This window comes from Saccharothrix sp. CB00851 (genome assembly GCF_001905065.1).
Classification (GTDB): Bacteria; Actinomycetota; Actinomycetes; order Mycobacteriales; family Pseudonocardiaceae; genus Actinosynnema.
Window position 1 is genome coordinate 84,239 of record NZ_LWLC01000028.1, and the last position, 18,233, is coordinate 102,471.

The window sequence follows — 18,233 nt, forward strand, 5'->3', positions numbered from 1 at the left end:
ATTCGACGGCGCCGCAGTCGACGGCACCACGGTCAGCGGGCTCGTCGGTGACGGCGGGCACGGCACCGGATACGGTCCCGGACCGGCACACGGATCGACCGGTTGAGCGGGACGCGGCAGAGCTGGTGCGGTCGGCTGCGCGGACGCGGACAGCACCACGGTGCATCCCAGCAGCGCGACCACACCGGCCACCAACGTCCACACCATGCGGCGTCGCCGCCTGATCGACGGCTGCGCGGTGTCGACTCGGTCGACCGGCGACATCCCGGCCCGGACGGAGGTGGGAGGCTCGCCCAGCGGTGGCCACGAGCGCGGGCACACGGTGGGTGCGGTGGCGGCCATGGCTAGGCCCCCACAATGCCCTTGAGCACGGACACAACCAGCGGGGCGAGCGCGGCCAGCCCGTAGCCGATGCCGGCGGATTTGAACGCGGTCTTCGCCTTCTCCTGCTCGCCGGGATCGCCGCCGCCGAACACCCGACGCACGCCACCGACGGTCAGGAACACCGTCGCCAGCCCGGCCAGGATGCCCATCAACCAGTTCCGGATGTTGGTCAGGACTTCGTCGACGCTGCCCGCGACCGCCAACACGGCGGCGTCGGCGTGAGCCGACGACGCGTGCAGGACGAGGACGAGTGCGAGCAGCCCGATGATCGCCAAGAGCCGGTGCGGGACAGTGATGCGCCGCCGCACCGGAGCCAAACACATCGGAGGTGTGGCTGGCGTGCTGCCAGCCGGTCGCAAGGTGCGGGAATGGCCGTGGCAGGCGCGTGAAGCCGTCGCGCGGGGCGGAGCGACGGGTCCGCTTCGCGGTCGACGGTCGCTGTTTCGGCGGTCGGATCGGCGGCGACGGGGTGAACGGGTCAGGCGCATCGCGGGGCCTCCGGAGTCGTGCTCGACGGCCGCCGGGTGGTCTCGGTCGGGCGGTCGGGCGGGGTGGTGTGCGCGGGAGCGACTGCTCGTCTCCCGCAGCCCTCGACTCCGGATTTCGCCGCGTTTTTCAACACGCGTGCCCGGACTTTCTTTGACGTCTTCCCACCAGGAGTGGCCACCCTGCGTGACTTGTCGGGCTGCCTTGTCGCGGGATGTAGGGCGTCGCGGGCGGCGGCGGTGATCGTCGCCGCGTTGACCGCGCGGATCTCCACATCGCGTTCGCGGCGGTCGCCGGGGTCGTCGTGCGGGGCCTGCTCGGCGAGCCAGGCGACCAGCCTGTGCTCGGCGCGGCGGCGGACCTGTTCGACGGCCTTGTAGCTCACGCCCCGGTCCGCGGCGGCCTGGCGCAGCGTGTACTCCGGCTCCAGCCGGGTGGAGCCGATCAGCTCGGCCTGCTCGCCGGTGATCACACCCTCGGCCACCGCGCGGGCGAGCACGAAGTCCTCGTGCCCCCACGGCAGGGTCGGCTCGCCGGAGTGGAAGTCCTCATCCGAGGGCACCGGCCGCTCCAGCGCGTCGCGGACGAACAGGTGTCCCGCGCGCAACGCCGCGCACCGCAGCCGCCACATCACCCACGGCCTGCCCAGGTCCACGCGGGCCAATTCGGACAGGAACCCGGTCAACACCGCGGCGTGGACGTCGTGGTGGTCGTCGGCGAACCGCGCGCACAGCTCGCCGGCGATGGCGAACAACGCGGGCAGCGCCACCCCGACACAGCCCACCGTCCACGGGTCGCCTTCGTCACGGGAGCGCGTGACGAGGTGCACCCAGACCGGGTCCACGGTCGACATCGGCAGGGCGGGATCCAGCAGCAGGTCCCGGAGCTCGTCCAAGGGCACCCGACGCCGAGGCAGACCGGGGAAACACCGGCCCTCGACCGAGACCGGATCCGGCCCGGTGACCAGCCACTCGAACGCCGTCCGCGCGGCGTCCAACGGCAGACAATCGCGTCCGAAAGGAACGCAGTCCAACATATGGTGCGAAGCCATGGCGAGGCTCCTTGCGTGGTCGAGGAACAGCGACCAGACAAGGAAGCCGGATCACGTCCACCGAAACGCCACGAAACCGCCCCCGAATGACCTCCGATCCGCCACGGGCGATCTTCACTGATCGTTGCGAGCCGCCATCGAGATCACTTGACACCCCTCCCGGTGATCGTCTGGACCACAACTCAAGATCGTTCAGTGATCAGCGGTAATAGCGGTTGAACTGCCGAAACAGTGGTTTGGTGGCGATGTGGTGGCGATCCGGTGGCGGATCGACAGTCCGGGTCGCGGACCTGACATACGTCTTCATGCCCAGGTGTGAGAAGCCTGTCTAGGTTGCGTCGTCGACTTTCACTCGCGGCGACGTTCCCCGGTTTCCGCGCGGGCGCACGCGGGAGCCTCCTTCCGAGCTCCCCCATGGAACCCGGTGAAGATTCCCGAAGAAATTCGGGTACGGGCTGTTGAAAAAGGGTGCGCATTTCGGAGTCGAGGGGTGCACGAGAGCGCCGCATATCGCGGCGCATCCCACGGCTCTGCGAGGAATCCATGACCCAACCCGACCACCCCGCGCGCCGCGGCCCGAAGCGACGCAACGACTCCACCCACCCCGCGAGCACCCGCTCCGGCCACCGCCTGAGCGGGGACCGCCGCCCCTACCCGAACGCCCCGACCACCACCAGGATCAGCCCCGCCAAGCCCCACTCCGTACGCGCCGGATCATGGTCGCGAGGCCCGGCCGCGACGCCGACACCGGCGACGGTCTGGACCGCGGGCCCGGCTCCGATCGACCTCGACACGGCCTGGCCGGCACCGATCATCCGCAAGATCGTCAGCTCGTTCAGCGAGCCCGGCGGACAGGTCGTGCTACTAACACCCGGCGACCGTCTGCGGCCCATGCCGGCCGGCGCGGACGGAGTGAGCGGCCGCACCCCACAGGCTGAGCCGGACAACGAGTTGGCCGACGCACTTGCCGCCGTCGAGAGCCTCGGCCGGAGCGCCCGCACGGTGCGCGTCCCGGTGGACCCGACCGCCACCGGTCCGGGTGCGCGACCGTTCTGGGCCGATCTCGTCGGGGCCCCCAAGGGATCGCCCCCGCCCGTCACCTCGTCGTCGGGTTCCGACCTCAGCGGCGCACTGTTCGACGGCGCCGATTCCCCACCGACGGACACCGACCTGGTCATCACAAGCCTGCGTCCAGAGCACGGCGGCGACCACGCCGCCGATCTCGTGGCACTGGTCGCGGCCCGGCTGCTGCGGGTCGGCGGCATCCTCGTCGTACTCACGCACTGCGACTGGTCGGGCGGTGAACTGATCGACCCGACCGGCGCGGCGGTGGCCTCCGCGCAGAACGCCGACCTGCTCTACCTCCAGCACATCGTCGCCCTGCACACGCCGGTGCGCGGTGGCCGGTTCGTCTCCGAACCGCTCACCGATTCCGTGGGCGCGGCGGCCGGGGACGACGTGCTCGCCCGCCACCGCACAGCCGTGCGCGGGCTGCCCGCGCCGCATCGACGCATCCACTCCGACGTCCTCGTCTTCGCCCAGCCGCACGACTACGAGCCGCCCCGCCACGCACCGGCCGACGCGGCGTTCGACACCGGAGTCATCCGATGACCAAAGCCGAACGCCCGAACCTTACCCAGTCCGGAACCCACCGCCAGGAAGGCACGCCCGTGGCCGACGACCGCTTCCCGCGCGCCCTGTCCGACACCGCGTTCGACCCGGTCGCGGACCACGGGAACAACCTGGGGGACGGAGCGACCCAGCGGATTCTCCGCGCCGTCATCGACGACCTCGACCCCACCACGGACGTCCCACCCGAACGCGCCATCGGCACCTCGGCGGACGAGACGGCGGTGTCGGTGTGGACGACCGCACAGACCTCCCCGGCGGCACAACGCAAGGGTCGCTACGTCGCCGAGTCGACCGCGCACCCGGCCAAGATGCTGCCCGCCGTCGCCGCCCACGCGATCGACCACTACACCGAACCGGGCGACCTGGTCCTCGACCCGATGTGCGGTATCGGCACCACCCTCGTCGAAGCCCTGCACGCCGAGCGCCGCGCGGTCGGGATCGAGTACGAACCGCACTGGGTCGACGTCGCCCGCGCCAACCTCGCGCTCGCCCGCGACGCCGGGGCACGGCACGAGGGCCGGGTGTTCCACGGCGACGCCCGCCAGATCGCATCGCTGCTACCGCCCGAGTACGTCGGCCAGGCGGCGCTGGTCGTCACCTCTCCGCCATACGGTCCGTCGACCCACGGGCAGGTGTCCGCGGTACCGGGCGTCGGGGTGCAGAAGTACCACCACCTCTACGGCAACACCCTCGACCGCGGCAACCTCGCCAACATCGGCCACCACCGACTGCTCGCCGGGTTCACCCGCATCCTCGCCGGACTCACCACCTACCTGCGACCCGGCGGGCACATCGCCATCACCATCCGCCCCTGGCGCGAACACTCCGAACTCATCGACCTGCCCTCCCAGATCCTGGCCTGCGGCCTGCACGCCGGCCTGGTCCCCGTCGAGCGCTGCGTCGCACTGCTGGCGCGCGCGGCCGAGACCGACCTCGTCGCGCGCGGCAGCTTCTTCCAACGCGACTTCATCCGCAAACAGCGCGAAGCCGGACTGCCGCTGCACCTCATCGCACATGAGGACGTACTGGTCTTCCGCACGACGTTGCGCCGGTCGGCGGGTTCAGGAATCTCGACGGACCGCCACGAGTCGCGACGCTTCCTCACCGACCGAGCGCGACACACCGGGAACCCGAAGGACCACTCGGGCGTGCCGAAGAGCTGGGCGGCATGACCACACTGCCACGCCGCATCCGAGCTCGGTCGGGGCGCGAGTCCGTCCCCGCCCTCGTCGCCGTCATCAAGACGGCGGCGGGAGCGGTGCGGACGGCCAGCCCACAGGCGTCCAGTGGCATGAGGAGTCCGGGACCGGTCGTCGGCTCTCTCTGCACCGGCCACGGCGGACTGGACCTCGGCGGGCTGGCCGCGCTCGGCGGAAGACGCGTCGCCTGGGTCGCCGACCTCGACCCGCACATCACCCAGATCCTCGCCGCCCGGATGCCGGGCAGCCCCAACCTCGGCGACACCCGCACCATCGACTGGACCACGATCGACCCGGTCGAGCCGGTCGAGGTGCTCCCCGCCGGTTTCCCTGTCTCAATGTCAAGCTTGGTTCGCGAGGTTGGCTACCAGAATGCGCGGCCGGGTTCGTCGATCACGTCCAGCAGTGCGGCGGGCGAGGTCTGGGCGGGGTACGTCCTGCAGCAAGTGCCATCGGGTGTTGCGGTCGGGCCAGTACAGCCACCAGCGGGTGCCGTCGTGGCGCAGCTGCGCGATCGGTCGTCGGGTCCACTCGGGTCCGAAGTCTTCTCGCCACGGTGCGCGGACTTCCAGGATCGTCACGTTTGATCCGCGCACGGTGTGTTCGACGCGGACCTGGTGGCGGGCGTGCTCGGGAATGCGTTGCTCGCACCAGCGGGCGATCTGACGCAGGTGGGTGTCCGGGACAGCCATGGCGCCGATGGTCGCAGAGCACGGCGGGCGGCCCGCAGCCGACCGTGGTCGGGCTGCGGGCGCCCGGCGCGTGGAATCCGCCTGCGCGGTGGCTGCTCACGCGGCCTCGGTGGCGGCCTCATGGCGGCCTCGTGCAGTTCTTGCCGGGCCGGCTGCGGACCGGTTTTCAGCAATGCGTAGACGCGGCGGGGAATGTGCCGCTTGAGCGCGCGCGAAAGGAGTCCGTCATGCAAGTACCCGAGACGGATCAGCGGAGCCGTGTCGAGACACGACCCGACGGCCCCCCGCAGCTGTACACCCCTGCGGAGGCTGCCGACATCCTGACGGTCAAGGAGTCCTGGCTCCGCCGACAAGCCGGCCTCCGACGAGTTCCCTGCACCTTCCTCGGCAAGCATCTCCGCTTCTCCGATGCTGATCTCCGAGCGATCGTCGAGGCAGGCACGCGACCCGCACGACCACAAAGCAGGCGCACCTACAGGCGATGAGAAAGGTCCTCTTTCACAACAGCCACAGCGACAGACCGAGTCCTATAAGCACTAAATAAAGTTCCTACCTGAGAACCCTTGCCCTTTCCGCGCTATGGAGCGTCCATGCTGCTGTCGCATTCGTGACCCCCACACCATCGGAGGGTGATCATGGCTTGGGTAGAGAGAAGCGGAAAACGGTCCTGGCGGGTCCGCTACTTCAAAGATGACGGCAGCATCGGCTCCGTCACCGGCTTCACCACGAAGTCCTCGGCGGATAACCACGCCGAGGACATGGAATCCGCACAGCGCAAGGGAATCATCACCGAACCCGAGGCCGACACGCCCATCTCGCTGGCAGATTGGGCCGAGACGTGGCTGGAAAGCCTGGACGTCGACCTGCGCACCGAGGAGAACTACCGCAGCAAGCTACGCCGCCACATCCTGCCCCGCTGGGGCGCCTTCGCCTTGGCCGAGATCTCCAACTTCAAGGTCCACGCCTGGGCGAAGACCCTGCGGCAGAGCGGGCTCGCCGACGTCACGGTCTCCGACACGATCAAAGTCCTCTCGCTCATGCTCGCCGACGCGGCCGACGAAACCGACTCGACCGGACGGAAACTGCTCGCGGCGAACCCCATCCGGCCGCACCGGCGCGGTCGCGGACGCCGCACCCGCCGCCAACCGGAGAAGGTCTGGGCGATGCCCAAGGAAGTCATCCTGATCGCAGACCAGGTCGCCGCCAACTACGACGACGGAGGTGGCCTGCTGATCCTCACCGCCGGATGGAGCGGCGCCCGCTGGGGCGAGCTGATCGGTCTGCAACGCCGCAACCTGCATCTCGACGACGGCTGCTTCGTCGTCGACCCCGACATCGGCACACTGCACGAGTCCAGCTCGGGCAAGCTGTGGCTCGGCCCACCGAAAACCGCCGAGTCGGCACGCACCGTCACACTGCCGGAGTTCCTGCTACCGCTGCTGCGGCAACACCTGGACACCCACGACCACCCTCATGTGTTCGTCACCCCCGGCGGCGATCTGCACCGCCGCAGCAACTTCGCCCGCCGCGCCATGCGACCCGCCGCCGACGGGAACCACACTGTCCGGGAACCCCGCGTGCGCACCCGCCCCATCAAGCCCGGGCTGACCTTCCACGGCCTACGGCACAGCCACAAGACCTGGATGATCGCCGACGCCATGCCCGAAGTCGCGCAATCCCGCCGACTCGGCCACAAGCTCCCCGACAAGATCCAGGAGACCTACTCCCACGTCGCCGCAGAGGTCGAACATCGGCTGATGGCCGCGCTGCACAAGCGATGGACCGACGCAATCGCCGAACTTGGCGACCAAGAGACCGACAGCGGCTGGCGCACCGCTGCCTGAGCACCGCGTTCTGCTTCTCCGGTGCGACGCCGGGACGACTCTGCTAGCGTCGCCCTTGCGCCACGGGGTCTGCGGAAGCACCCGGACCACCGGCGCGGACCCTGACTTTCGTTGACAGGCCTGTCGTCGGCACGTGCCGACGACAGGCCTGGTCGACCTGCGCAATCCGGAGAACACCGTGCCGCTCGACGACCCGCACTACGAGGCGTTCCTGCCACACCACACGGCCAGCAAGCACCGCGTCATGGCCATCACCCGCAGCCCCGGCCACACCCAACTCCACGCTCTGGCCACCGTCTCCGACGCCATCACCGCACGACGCCTGGCCGACGCACTCAACTCACGCCTGCTCGGCCGACGCAACCACACCGAACGACTCGACGCCGCGTTGGTCGGCATGCCCGACAGCGTCGTCGCCGCCATCCGGCAACTACCGATCGACCCGGTCGAGGTCGCCCAATGGGGCCGGCCGCCCCTGGCACACCGGGTCTACGGCGATCCCATCGACGGCATCCTCCTGTTCCCCACCACCGCCTGCACACCGGGCAAATGCGCCAGTTGCCAAGACTGCGCCAACGACTGCCAGAACTGCGCGATCTGCGAAGAGGCAGGGTGTGAGAACTGCATCCCGCCCGACCTGACGCCGCGTACCGCCCACCTCCTGGCCACCGCGGGTTCGGTACTCGCCGACCAGTACTTCGACCATGCCGATCACATCAGCGACCGCAACCCGTCCGCCGACGAACTCAGACTCCTGCCCGCGATCATGCGCCGCCAGCCGGCCGAGTTCGTCCGCCGCATGGCACGAGCGTTCGACGACTTGGTCGACGACCTGCACGACGGCGTCGAACCACGACCCCACGACATGGCCGAACAGATCGCCCTGGACCTGATCATCCAAGACGCCGAAGCCATGCACACCGACAGCGACATGCTGAACGACCTCGATCAAGGCCTGCCGGACACACCGTACGACTACGACTTCGACGTCCTCTACGACCTGCTGTTCGAGGACACCGACCACATCGGCTACCTGTCCTCCAAGCACGCCCCCGCCGCACCCGGAGAGCTGGAGTACCTGTTCGAACGGTTCTACTCACTGGAAGAACGCGATCCGAATCGCGGCTTTCGACGCTGAAACGACACTACCTCCAGCGCGACGAGTCGATCTACCGTGATGTGCGGCACTCTGCGGTCGAGAACCCACGGTAGCGGAATACAGGCCATTGCTGAAGTAGCCGCATTTTTGCGGACTGAGCGCGAATAGCGATCGCTACGCTCTACGGTGAGGTGATCAGAGTTGTCCGGCCCCAGCGGCACCACGTACCCTTTTCGAGACTACGCCAATTGCAAGGAAATTTCATGAGTCGCGCCAGAGAAGCTGATCTAGTGACCCAGTGCAAGAAACGGTTGGGAAATCCCTGCTGCACGGAGCGGTGAAGTGCATCGTCCCCAACGAGGTCGAGCGCTTGAAGGCGCTCGTCGCCGACCTGTACGACCGGGACGAGGAACTCGGCGCGTTCTTCCACCGAGAGGTGGCCCGGCGACTGCCGTCGACCGGCTGACCCACGTCGTGAACGAGCACGCCGCACGCGGTGACGATGAGTCCCGCAACGAGCTGAGCGGTTCCGCAGACGACGTGGTGCTCGGCCGTGACGTGAACGGGGGCGTGCACTTCCACCGCACTGGGCTGACTCCACGCCGGTGTCGCGCCAACCGCCCGCCGACGTCCAGGGGTTTCGTCAACCACTCCGAAGGCCTCACCCCTGCTCACGCAACTGTCGGCCGAGGCCGCGAAGCACGTCCGGCGCCACTTCTCCACCTGACGCACACCCACCCGCAGCTCAGCGGCGATCACCTCGGTCTTCTCGCCTTCGGCGATGCGCGCACCGGCCTGCAACCGGTCCGCTCCCGCGTTGGCTGTTCGCGGGGCGTCAACCAATCACCTTGCGAGCACCTCATCCACCCGGCATACCGCAATGATTAAGAGCCTGCACGAGGCCAGTTCAACCAATCAATACGAATTAGACTCTGTATAGTGAGGCTGTGGTGGACGAGCAGTTTGGACTGGATGCAGTAGCAGCCGAGCAGGCCGTCGTTTCTGTATTTGAGCAGATTGTGGCTGTCCTGGCACGCAAGGCAGACGCAGCGATCGATGATGCAACCCTATTCCAACTGGCGGATACGCTGTTTGCCGCCTTTGCCCGCGCGGGTGAGGACGGTCTGACAGTTGAACAGATCAAGGCGGCATGCGCCGCCTTCCCGGACGACGTAATCGAGAACCGCCTGGGCGTCCTACGGAAGCTCGGCGCGATACAGCCTGCATTTGATAGGCCCTACCAGCGTGAGTACCGGGCCTCGTTCACTAGCTATGTGTCAATGCTGTTCGTCCAGCGGATGCTGGCCCGCGGGGGTCAGTCAGAGTTGCACCAACTCCTAACGATGGAGAAGACCAGGCTGGAGGGCGGGCAGGGTACCGCCGAGGAAGCCCTTGAGGTTGTCGTCGGGGTAACCACGGCGCTGCGGCTCCTGGTCGCCGAGCTCGTGGCGCTGACCATCGGCGGCACCGTCGAAGCGCTGCGGGAGCGCGCCCCACTGCTGTGGAACGCGAAGTCGCTGATCGACCAGGCGTCAGCGGTCCATGAGATCCTGCTGAAGTTCTGGCCCGAGCTCAGCCGCTTGTGCGGGGAACTGCGCTCGGCGATCGCCGCCTACGGAGATGCCTCGACGAACGCGTCGGCGCGCTTGATAGCCGCAGCGGGAACTTCACGGGCGCTGAACCTGCTGCCGCCCGAAATGTGGAAGCGCTTCGCGCGGCGAGCGACTGTGGGCGAGCTCGCGGCAGTTCTGGCCGATCAGGTCTTTGACGCACCTTCCCCATGGCACGACGTCGCCGACCTGGCGGAGGCCGCTGTGGGGAGGTCGCAGCCGACCAGCGGCCGCTCGACACCGCCGCGTTCCCGGGTTCCCGATGGTGATGAGCGGCCCTCGCAAGAGTGGTCCGACGCGGAAGCTGAGCGACTGACGGGAATCGCCGAAGAGGTCCTTAGCGGCGGAGACTCTGTTGCGGTCGAGCAACTGCTGTCGGACACGGACTGGGTGACGGCACGCCGCGTACTGGCCGACCTGGTCGCCGCGAGCAACAATGACCGACTCGGCTACCGGCTGACGTGGTCCGGCCCGGTCCAGGTACGGCCAAGGAGCGTGCCCTCGTGGCTTACCCCTGGTGTGTTCGAGCGAGTACGGAGGCCCGCGTGAGCAATCCAGAGGCAGCGCTGTGGTGGGCGAGATCCCGGGCCGTGGGGCCGCTGCGTGTGCCGTCAGCGACCAGAACCCCGGCAGGCATGTTGCGGCTGGTGGGACGGGGCGGTGAGCACTGTTGGCTGCTGCCCCGCCCGCCCGACGACGTGACACCGGCCATGCTGCGTGAGCTGCGGATGCAGGTGCTCCCGGTGGAATTTCCGAACGAGACCAGCCGGGTCCTGGCCGCGGCGCTCCGTTGCTGCTGGACCGATATCCAGGGAAGCCCGTGGCCGGGGCGGCCAGCGACGATGCGCGAGGTGCTAGACGTGGTGGACCAGCTCACGCCCGGACGGGGGGAAGAGGTGCTGCACCGCTTCGGGGTGGGGGCGCTCCGCCGCTTGAATGCCAGCCGATGGCTGGATATCGATGACGACGCGCAGCGGGTCTGCCTTGGTCCCAGGGTGGCCACATGGCCAGACCAGGACCTCCCGGTGCTGCGGGAACTGTGCCGGGAGTTGCCACTCCCGCGACCTGACCGGGAGCCGGACCGGTGAGCGGCTTGTTCGATGACCTGCTCCAGCCGCTCGGTGATAAGCAGCGCGACGCGCTGGTCTCGGCGTGGGCCGCGCTTGAGTACGGCAGCGAGCCCGCCAGCGAGGCCGCACTGCCCGCACTCCGGGATGCGGCGCTGCGTCATCTGCTTGACCAGATGCTGCGAAGGACCGGCCGTACGCTCGTCGACGCGGGCGCCTACCTGTGGACATCGGGATACCGGGACGACATCGCCGCGGTACTCGCGGCAAACGGCTGGGGAATTCTGCCGCCGCTGGAGCGGGCCGCACTGGTATTGGTGCTAATCCACTCCGTTGCGATCCCCCGGGCAGAGGGTCACCTGGCCGGCGACGATTGGCAGTCGACCCATCCGACCACACCGACCCATCTGCGGAAGCTGTCGCAAGTTCGCGGGCAGCGACGCCTGTCCGATGCTCTGCAGTGGCTGCGTGCGGCCGGGCTGGTCCGCTCGGTACGCGGCGCCGATTCAGAGATGGCTGGCGCCTCGTACGTCCCCGGGCCGGCGCTGCGCCGGCTCACTCCAGCCGCGCGGAGGCGCCTGCAGGAGAATCTGATCCTGGCCGTAGGCCCGGATACAGCGCTCGCTACGGCGATCACGGTACGCCGGAGTTTGGGCCGCCCAGAAGTGACGACCTCCCCAAGGAGCAGCTCATGAGCGGCACGCCGCAAGGAGAGGACATCGTCGGTGACCGCGTCCTGGTCGGCCTGCAGAGCGTGAGAATCTCCCGGCTGTCCACGCATCCCATCCCGGTTGCCGCCGGCACTCTCATAGCCGTGGCCGGGCAGGGGCCGAAGGACTCCAATGGGGCGGGGAAGTCGTCGCTGCTAGCCCAGATCAGCTTGCTGCATGCCGATGAGCAGTGGCGATTCGGCTCCGGCGCGCCCGCCGCGGTCGACCTACTGTTCAACTCCGAGGACGCTGGCGGTGAAGACCGCTGGGGCAACGCCGACCATGGGTACCTCATCGGCGTGTTCGCTCCTGCCGCCGGGACCCTCGATCAGCTTCAGGCCTGCGCCCTGACCGTGTGGATACGGATTGACCGCAGTAGCCAGAAAGGTCCCCGGCTGAAGCTGCGCTGGCAGGACGGGCTGCATCTACCCGCTGGGAACAGCGAGGCTGAGCGGGAGCAGGCCGCTGACTCTGTCTGGCAAGCCCTGCCCCAGCGGGCCGGGCGGCAGGACGTGGCGGCCCGCGACCTTCCGCGCACCCTCTACGGCGAGCACGTGCGGTGCGTGTCGTTCCTGTCGACGTCGGTGCGGGCCAGCGCCGCCCCGAACCTGCTCGCCCAACCGTTGAACGAAATCTCAGAGCGGCGGATCTTCGAGGCGATCGCTGCGCTCACCGGCATCGACATCGAGCTAGAGAAGGAACGTCAGGCACGCCGCCACGAGTATGACCGCCTGCAGGAGGCCAGCGACGCCGAGTCCGACCTTGCCAACTGGGAGGAAAACTCCCAGATCATCGAGGGTGGCATTGACGCCCGGGACCGAGCACGCGGGCTCGTCGTGGAAGCGGCGGACCTATGGCGGTCGCGCACGGCACGGCTGCTATGCGATGCCCTCCAGCGCGACGCCGATATCCAGCACGAGATCGCCGGGATCGACACCGAGATCGACCGGGACAGCAGCACGGCACAAGAACTAGGCACGCAGGCGGCGGAGCTAGCCGACGACGAGGCGTTCACGCAACGGCAGCAGGCCGCGATGAGCACGTTCATCAAGCTCGACAGCGACGACCGTGAGCTGGGCAACCAGATCGCGACGCTGGAACAGCAGATCGAGGACATTGACCGCCAGCTGCGCGCGGCCAGGGAAGCAGCCCGCGACGCTGACGGACGCGACGAGCAGGCCGCTGACCGGGAGCGCGCCGAAGCGGACGCGGCCCTGGAAGACGCGGTCAAGGCGGTCGGAGTGGCAGAGAAGGCGCTCTCCGACGCCGAATCAAGCCTGCGAGACACAGAAAGCGGCCGGGATCTGGCCCAGCAACAGATCGAGCTCCTCGCGACCGAGAAAATCGGCGCTATCGGCTTGCTGGACGCTGTCGTCCTTGACGAGCCGGACCGGGCCCGCTGGGAAGCTGCCCTCTGGCCCTACCGCGAGGCGGCGGTCGTGGACTCAGCCCAGCTCAACCGAGCCAGCCAACTTCTAGCGGGCATACCCGGCTCGATCCTGATCGCTGCCAACCTGGCCTCGCCAGCCCCCCACGGCAGGCTCCCGGGCAGCGTCGATCCCGAGTACGACGTGAGTGGTTTCCTCGCAGCCCTTCACGCCCGGACCACGGCCCACAGCGACCCCGACCGGGTCCACGACGACGCCGGGATCGTGGTAGTCGGCGGGTTCAGCCAGCCCACAACCGGCCGCGCCGCCCGCATCGCGGCTGCCCGCGAGCAGGTCCGCCAGAAGTCCACGGCGCACCGGGACGCTGTCAAGGCACAGAGTACCGCCAGGCAAAAGGTAACCAGCGCTGAGCGTCGGCAAAAGGGCGCACGGGCGGCAGCGGAGGCAGACCAGCTGGAAGTGCAGGCTGGCAGGTTGCGAAAAAAGGACGAGGCCGCCAGAGAAGTACGCGGAGAACTCGCCCCGGCGCTCAGTGCCGCGCAAGCCGAGCGGGACGAGGTGCTCCGCCTGGCAGGCATCCGCCAGCAGCAGATCGAGTCGCTACGGCGTCAGAAGACCACCCTCGACGGCACGAACGAGACCCGGCGTAAGGAGCGTGGGAAGCTTGAGGAAGAACAATCGCATCTCGGCCTTCCGGAACTGATTGCCGACTGGGACGGCACCCTCGACTCTGCCGGCGAGTATCTGCTCGCCCTGCCGGACGACCAGCAGTCCTGGACGGCCGACGACTGGTGGGAGGAAGCCAGGGGCCTGATCAACACTGCGATATCCGAGTGCTTCCCTCCCAGCGCATCGGGCAGTATGCCGACGGAAATCAACGGCCTGATGGAAGAGTCCAGCCAGCGTGGGCCCGGCAGCAGCCGACGAGCACAGGCCGCTTTTGCCCCACTACGTCATGCGCTTCACGTCTACCTGCGCCAACAGGAAGATACCGACCGATACGAACGCCAGCAGATTGCCACTCAGCGCGAGGAACGGCATAAGAGCCTCGACGCTGCGCGGATCGGCCACGAGGAGGCGGTCCAGGCTGGCCGCGCCTACCGAGGGGCGCTCACCTCCGCCATCAAGAAGAAGCTGGCTGACGTCGCGGCCGAGTTTGACCGGCTCGATAGAGCCCACGGCGGGTACGGGGCCTCGCTCCAATACGAGGAGCCTCCGCCGCCAGCCCACCCCACCGAGGCGTGGGGCTGGACAGTGACGCCGATGTGGCGGCGCGCCGAGGGGCGGCGCCACATCCCCTACGACCGGCGGGCCAACACGGCACAAATCGATGACCGGGCGATCAAGCTCGTCTGTGCCGCCGCAGCTGCGAGCGGCACCGGCCGCCCATTGGTGCTCGTCTTGGACGAGCTAGGCCGCAACCTCGGCAAGCAACACCGTCGCGAGGCGGTCGCTCTGCTCGGGCAGATTGGCAAGGACAGTGGCATCACAGTCGTCGGGGCACTGCAAGACGACATGGAGACCTACGCTATCGACGCCTGCGGCCAGTACGTCAAGCTGCGCCGCAGCTCAGACTCCAGCCCGTACAACGAGCAGCCCGTCGTCGTCGGCCATGACGAGCACACTCCGCGTGTCGAACTGCTCCGAGCCTGGCTGGCCGGCAACGAGTACCGCGAGCCAGCATGACCGCCCGCCCCCTCCCGCGAGGTTTCGCGATGCGCCACCTCAGCGTCTACCCCGGCCTCACCACGTACGCCGTCCCCTTACCCGACGGCAGCTACAACACCGACCGCAACGGCAATCCGAAGATCACGCGCGTCACTCTGGAACCGGAAGGCTTCCCGCTACCGCACCGCCCAGGCGGCCTGACCGACAGTCAGTGGGCCTTCGCCACCAACGGCCCCCGACGGTGGCAATCTGCGGTGACCACGTTCGGCGACCGCGCCGAAGACATAGCCGTGGCGCTTGCGCGCAACGGTTGCATCGCCCTCGAATGCGACTTCCGCAACGCTCGCGTAGTCCTGCCACCCCGCGGCTGGGTACCTCACCCTGACCTGCACGCGGCTCGACAAGAGCAGAACAGCCAGCGCGCCGCCCGCCGGACCGCGCAGGACGACGAGGCACGCTGTCTCGCTGCCGAGCTCGCTCACCATCCGGCCGCTGGGCCACTGGTAGCCATCCTCAGAACACAACGGGACGGGCCCTACCGTGACCACGTCATCGAGGCCGCCCGCGCCTTTCTCAGCGACGACACCATGACCGACACAGGCGGGGCCGCGCCGTGGGCTGCTGTGCGCTGGCTCGAGCGCGGAACGAAGTCGGACTACAACAGGGACCAAGAACCGCTCGCTGAAGGTGGTCAGGGCGCGGTCTACAGCGGCATGCACAAACACACCCGCATCCCCGTTGCGCTGAAGCAGCTCCGCTACGGTGATGAAGACGCTGTACACCGCATGCGCCGCGAGATCTCCATCGGGTACCTCTACGGAGAGCACCCGAACGTCATGCCGGTCCTGGACTCCGACCCAGACGGGCGGTGGTTCGTGATGCCGCTTGCGAATGGCAGTGCCGCCAGCCACGTGGAACGCCTACAGCGGGAAACAGGAGCCCTCCGGGACCTCGTCACGGCAGTCTGCAATGGACTGCGCCGCCCACACACCGACGACCGGATTCACCGCGACATCAAGCCAGCCAACGTCCTGCTCCTCAACGGCAAGTGGGTCGTAGCGGACTGGGGGCTAGGCCGACAGCCCCGAGGGGAAACCAGCGTTCCGCGCCGGACCCGGACCGGTACGGGCTTCGGCTCTGAAGGATTCGCCGCGCCGGAGCTGTCGTCCGGAAACCCCCACAACGTGACGGCCGCCGCCGACATCTACAGCATCGGGCGGCTCATCGCAGCCATCCTGACCGGGGAACGACCGGAGCAGAATCTTCCGCTGCTGCCCGCCAGCGGACCATGGCGAGCTGTAGTAACGGAGGCAACCCACCACAAGCCAACCGACCGGCCGCAGGGCGTGGACGAACTCCTCCACCTGCTCAAGGACATCCCGTGACCGTTCCTCGCGGTCCCAGCGCTGCCGGGCACAGAAATTGTGCTTCACCTCAGCTGAAAGGATCATGTTGCCGATGACACGCATTGCGCTCGAGCCGTACTACCTGCACCAAGACCAGGTTCAGTCCCTCCTCGGAGAGCAGCGGACGGAGTCCGCACGGGCGCGGGCGGCCCGCAGGAGCGATCCCGAGGCAGCGATGCCCTACGTGCTCGCCGCAGAACTTGCCGAGGCGCTCTCCTCGTTGGGAGTCGGCGAACTGGCGAGGCGCGTCCTGGAGCAGGCCCTACGTGCGGGGCAAGTCGTCGGCACTGAGTTGGAGTTCGCGTTCCAGCGAGACCGTGACCGCGACGCCCCCGGCTTCAAACCGACCAGCTTCACGGCGGTGCTCGACGCGGGCGAGCCGGTGCGCGTCACCGGAACATTCAACGCGGAAAGAATCGCCAGTTCCTCCGCACCCGGCAGCCTCACCGGGAACAGGCGGGCCTACCTGATCGGGACGGTCACCAATCTCAGCGCAGAGCGAATCGAGCTCAGGCCGGCCTTCATCGGAATCAGGTCGTTCGTCGATGACGACCTTGGCACCGGAGGCTCCGCGTCGGGAGCGCGGGTTTACCCCAGCGATATCGGCCAGTTCAGCGGAATCGACTTCGCATCTCCCCTCACCGAGGCCGAGGGTGAAGCGGTCCTGCGGGTGCCGGAGGACACGGTGAAACGCGCCTTTGCCGGGCTGATCGGCGAATCATACGTTCCGAAGGACTGGGGTGGCGAGCGCTCCGACCTCTACACGTCACGAGTGTTCGCTCGCGGGCGCCAGGTGTCGGCCGCGTGGCTGTTCAAGGGACCAGGCTACCCTCGCGCCATGGACGTCAAGGCCCTGGGCAAGAATGGCGACCAGATCGACCGGCTGTTCACCGAGCCTGCGGAGCTACTCGTTCTGCAGCACTGTCATCAGATCAAGCCGAGCGTGGTTGGCATGATGGACGCCTACGCCCACGACGCGCGGCACCGCCGCTCCTACATGATCATCGACGGGGCGGATACCGGACGCATATTGAGATCTCTGGGCCTGCTCCGGTAATCGCAACAAAAGGAACGGGAGCCCTACGGTCCTGATGCCCGCAGCGGAGGCCACCAGCAAACTGGCATCCTGCGTCAGAAGCGAATCCGCGAGTAGCCGACTTCTATCGGCAGCGGTTCCGCACTGCGCGTCACTCCACGCTGTCCAATAGATCGGTGATCTGTAACTGGCCGTCCTCACCGACGTCCGACGTGGAGGTGAGCCTGTGGAACTCTTTGCCCGCGTTCTCCGGCGTCCGCTGATCGTCCTGGTTGGATCGGGCAATGGCAACTGCGGCACCTGAAAGCCTCGGCGAGGAGCCACTGGTTCCCGCCCACCCGTTCAACGAGCCGGGCGAGGACATTCAGCTCTACGAGGGGCCCTTGCTCGAAGCAGACGGTCAAGAACTTCGAGGCCGGGTCCTGCTGAGGTGCGGGTCTCAGCTCGACGTCGTCTGGCACCTCGATGAGGCACCACCAGCGCGCTGGGCGTTGGAAATGATGGACAAGTCCGACATCGAGCTCCGCGTGCGCCAACCCTACGGCGTGTACGAGGTAGCGGGTCTGCTACGGAACTCCGCGGGCGGACTTGTCCACGGGCAGTCGATCGGCAGTGACGAGACCCCGCTGCACCAGGTCCTGCTCCACTGGATCAACCTCCCTCCGATCCACAGCCCGACCAAGCTCTACCAAAGGAAAGGCGAGAGCTGGTCATGGTGGACAGGAAGGTGGCGGTGCCAGGTAGGTCCGTGGCAACTCACGCTAGTGGTGCGTCTCGGAGGGTTGACCCGGTAATCGATCGGCTGGGTTGATCGGTCAGGCTGGTCCCGCATGTCGAGTGCGGGAGGTGGTCGTGGCTCGTCGTCCGAGCGTGTTCGTCAGGCCGTTGTCGATGGAGGAAGGCCGGAAGCTCCAGCGGGTCACCAGGACCGCGAAGGACCCGGTGCGGCTGCGGCGGGCGA

Annotated in this window: 14 protein-coding genes; 11 read left to right on the plus strand and 3 right to left on the minus strand. The window is 67.9% G+C overall.

From position 1 onward, the window contains the following. Positions 1-344: 344 nt before the first annotated feature. Together A6A25_RS26440 and A6A25_RS26445 are read right to left on the minus strand one after the other, a co-directional pair. Positions 345-692, minus strand: a complete 348-nt coding sequence (locus A6A25_RS26440; protein WP_380733819.1) for a pilin — start codon at positions 690-692, stop codon at positions 345-347. Between the two features lie 170 nt (positions 693-862). After that, positions 863-1,867, minus strand: coding sequence for a hypothetical protein (locus tag A6A25_RS26445; protein ID WP_241828927.1), 1,005 nt, complete (start codon positions 1,865-1,867; stop codon positions 863-865). Positions 1,868-2,464: 597 nt separating this feature from the next. On the opposite strand from A6A25_RS26445, the gene A6A25_RS26450 reads away from it, so the two are divergent. Continuing rightward, a complete protein-coding gene (locus tag A6A25_RS26450; RefSeq protein WP_073894502.1) occupies positions 2,465-3,532 on the plus strand; it encodes a hypothetical protein in 1,068 nt (355 codons plus the stop codon). Next, entirely contained in the window at positions 3,529-4,725 is a 1,197-nt protein-coding gene (locus A6A25_RS26455; protein ID WP_073894505.1) for a TRM11 family SAM-dependent methyltransferase, read from the plus strand. Before A6A25_RS26450 ends, A6A25_RS26455 begins: the two co-directional genes overlap by 4 nt. A 368-nt stretch (positions 4,726-5,093) precedes the next feature. On the opposite strand, the gene A6A25_RS46920 is transcribed toward A6A25_RS26455, so the two are convergent. Next, on the minus strand, positions 5,094-5,444 hold the full coding sequence (locus A6A25_RS46920; protein WP_198932870.1) for a DUF3024 domain-containing protein: 351 nt from the start codon (positions 5,442-5,444) through the stop codon (positions 5,094-5,096). Positions 5,445-6,079: 635 nt separating this feature from the next. On the opposite strand from A6A25_RS46920, the gene A6A25_RS26465 reads away from it, so the two are divergent. The 9 genes from A6A25_RS26465 to A6A25_RS26500 all read left to right on the plus strand — a co-directional run bounded on the left by A6A25_RS26465 (position 6,080) and on the right by A6A25_RS26500 (position 17,293). Beyond that, positions 6,080-7,288, plus strand: a complete 1,209-nt coding sequence (locus A6A25_RS26465; RefSeq protein WP_073894555.1) for a tyrosine-type recombinase/integrase — start codon at positions 6,080-6,082, stop codon at positions 7,286-7,288. 244 nt (positions 7,289-7,532) lie between these two features. After that, on the plus strand, positions 7,533-8,426 hold the full coding sequence (locus A6A25_RS26470; protein WP_143193430.1) for a hypothetical protein: 894 nt from the start codon (positions 7,533-7,535) through the stop codon (positions 8,424-8,426). Between the two features lie 298 nt (positions 8,427-8,724). After that, positions 8,725-8,853, plus strand: coding sequence for a hypothetical protein (locus tag A6A25_RS46450; RefSeq protein WP_274534342.1), 129 nt, complete (start codon positions 8,725-8,727; stop codon positions 8,851-8,853). Between the two features lie 481 nt (positions 8,854-9,334). After that, positions 9,335-10,546, plus strand: a complete 1,212-nt coding sequence (locus tag A6A25_RS26475; protein ID WP_073894511.1) for a hypothetical protein — start codon at positions 9,335-9,337, stop codon at positions 10,544-10,546. A gap of 86 nt (positions 10,547-10,632) precedes the next feature. Next, positions 10,633-11,085, plus strand: coding sequence for a hypothetical protein (locus tag A6A25_RS26480; RefSeq protein WP_143193431.1), 453 nt, complete (start codon positions 10,633-10,635; stop codon positions 11,083-11,085). Continuing rightward, positions 11,082-11,759 (plus strand): hypothetical protein, encoded by a 678-nt coding sequence (locus A6A25_RS26485; RefSeq protein ID WP_073894517.1) that lies wholly within the window; start codon positions 11,082-11,084, stop codon positions 11,757-11,759. The genes A6A25_RS26480 and A6A25_RS26485 overlap by 4 nt, the downstream gene beginning before the upstream one ends. Beyond that, on the plus strand, positions 11,756-14,848 hold the full coding sequence (locus tag A6A25_RS26490) for a hypothetical protein (RefSeq protein ID WP_073894519.1): 3,093 nt from the start codon (positions 11,756-11,758) through the stop codon (positions 14,846-14,848). Before A6A25_RS26485 ends, A6A25_RS26490 begins: the two co-directional genes overlap by 4 nt. Positions 14,849-14,877: 29 nt before the next feature. After that, entirely contained in the window at positions 14,878-16,215 is a 1,338-nt protein-coding gene (locus A6A25_RS26495) for a serine/threonine-protein kinase (protein ID WP_073894522.1), read from the plus strand. 73 nt (positions 16,216-16,288) lie between these two features. Next, complete coding sequence (locus tag A6A25_RS26500; protein WP_143193432.1) at positions 16,289-17,293, plus strand: hypothetical protein; 1,005 nt, start codon at positions 16,289-16,291, stop codon at positions 17,291-17,293. Positions 17,294-18,233: the final 940 nt, after the last annotated feature.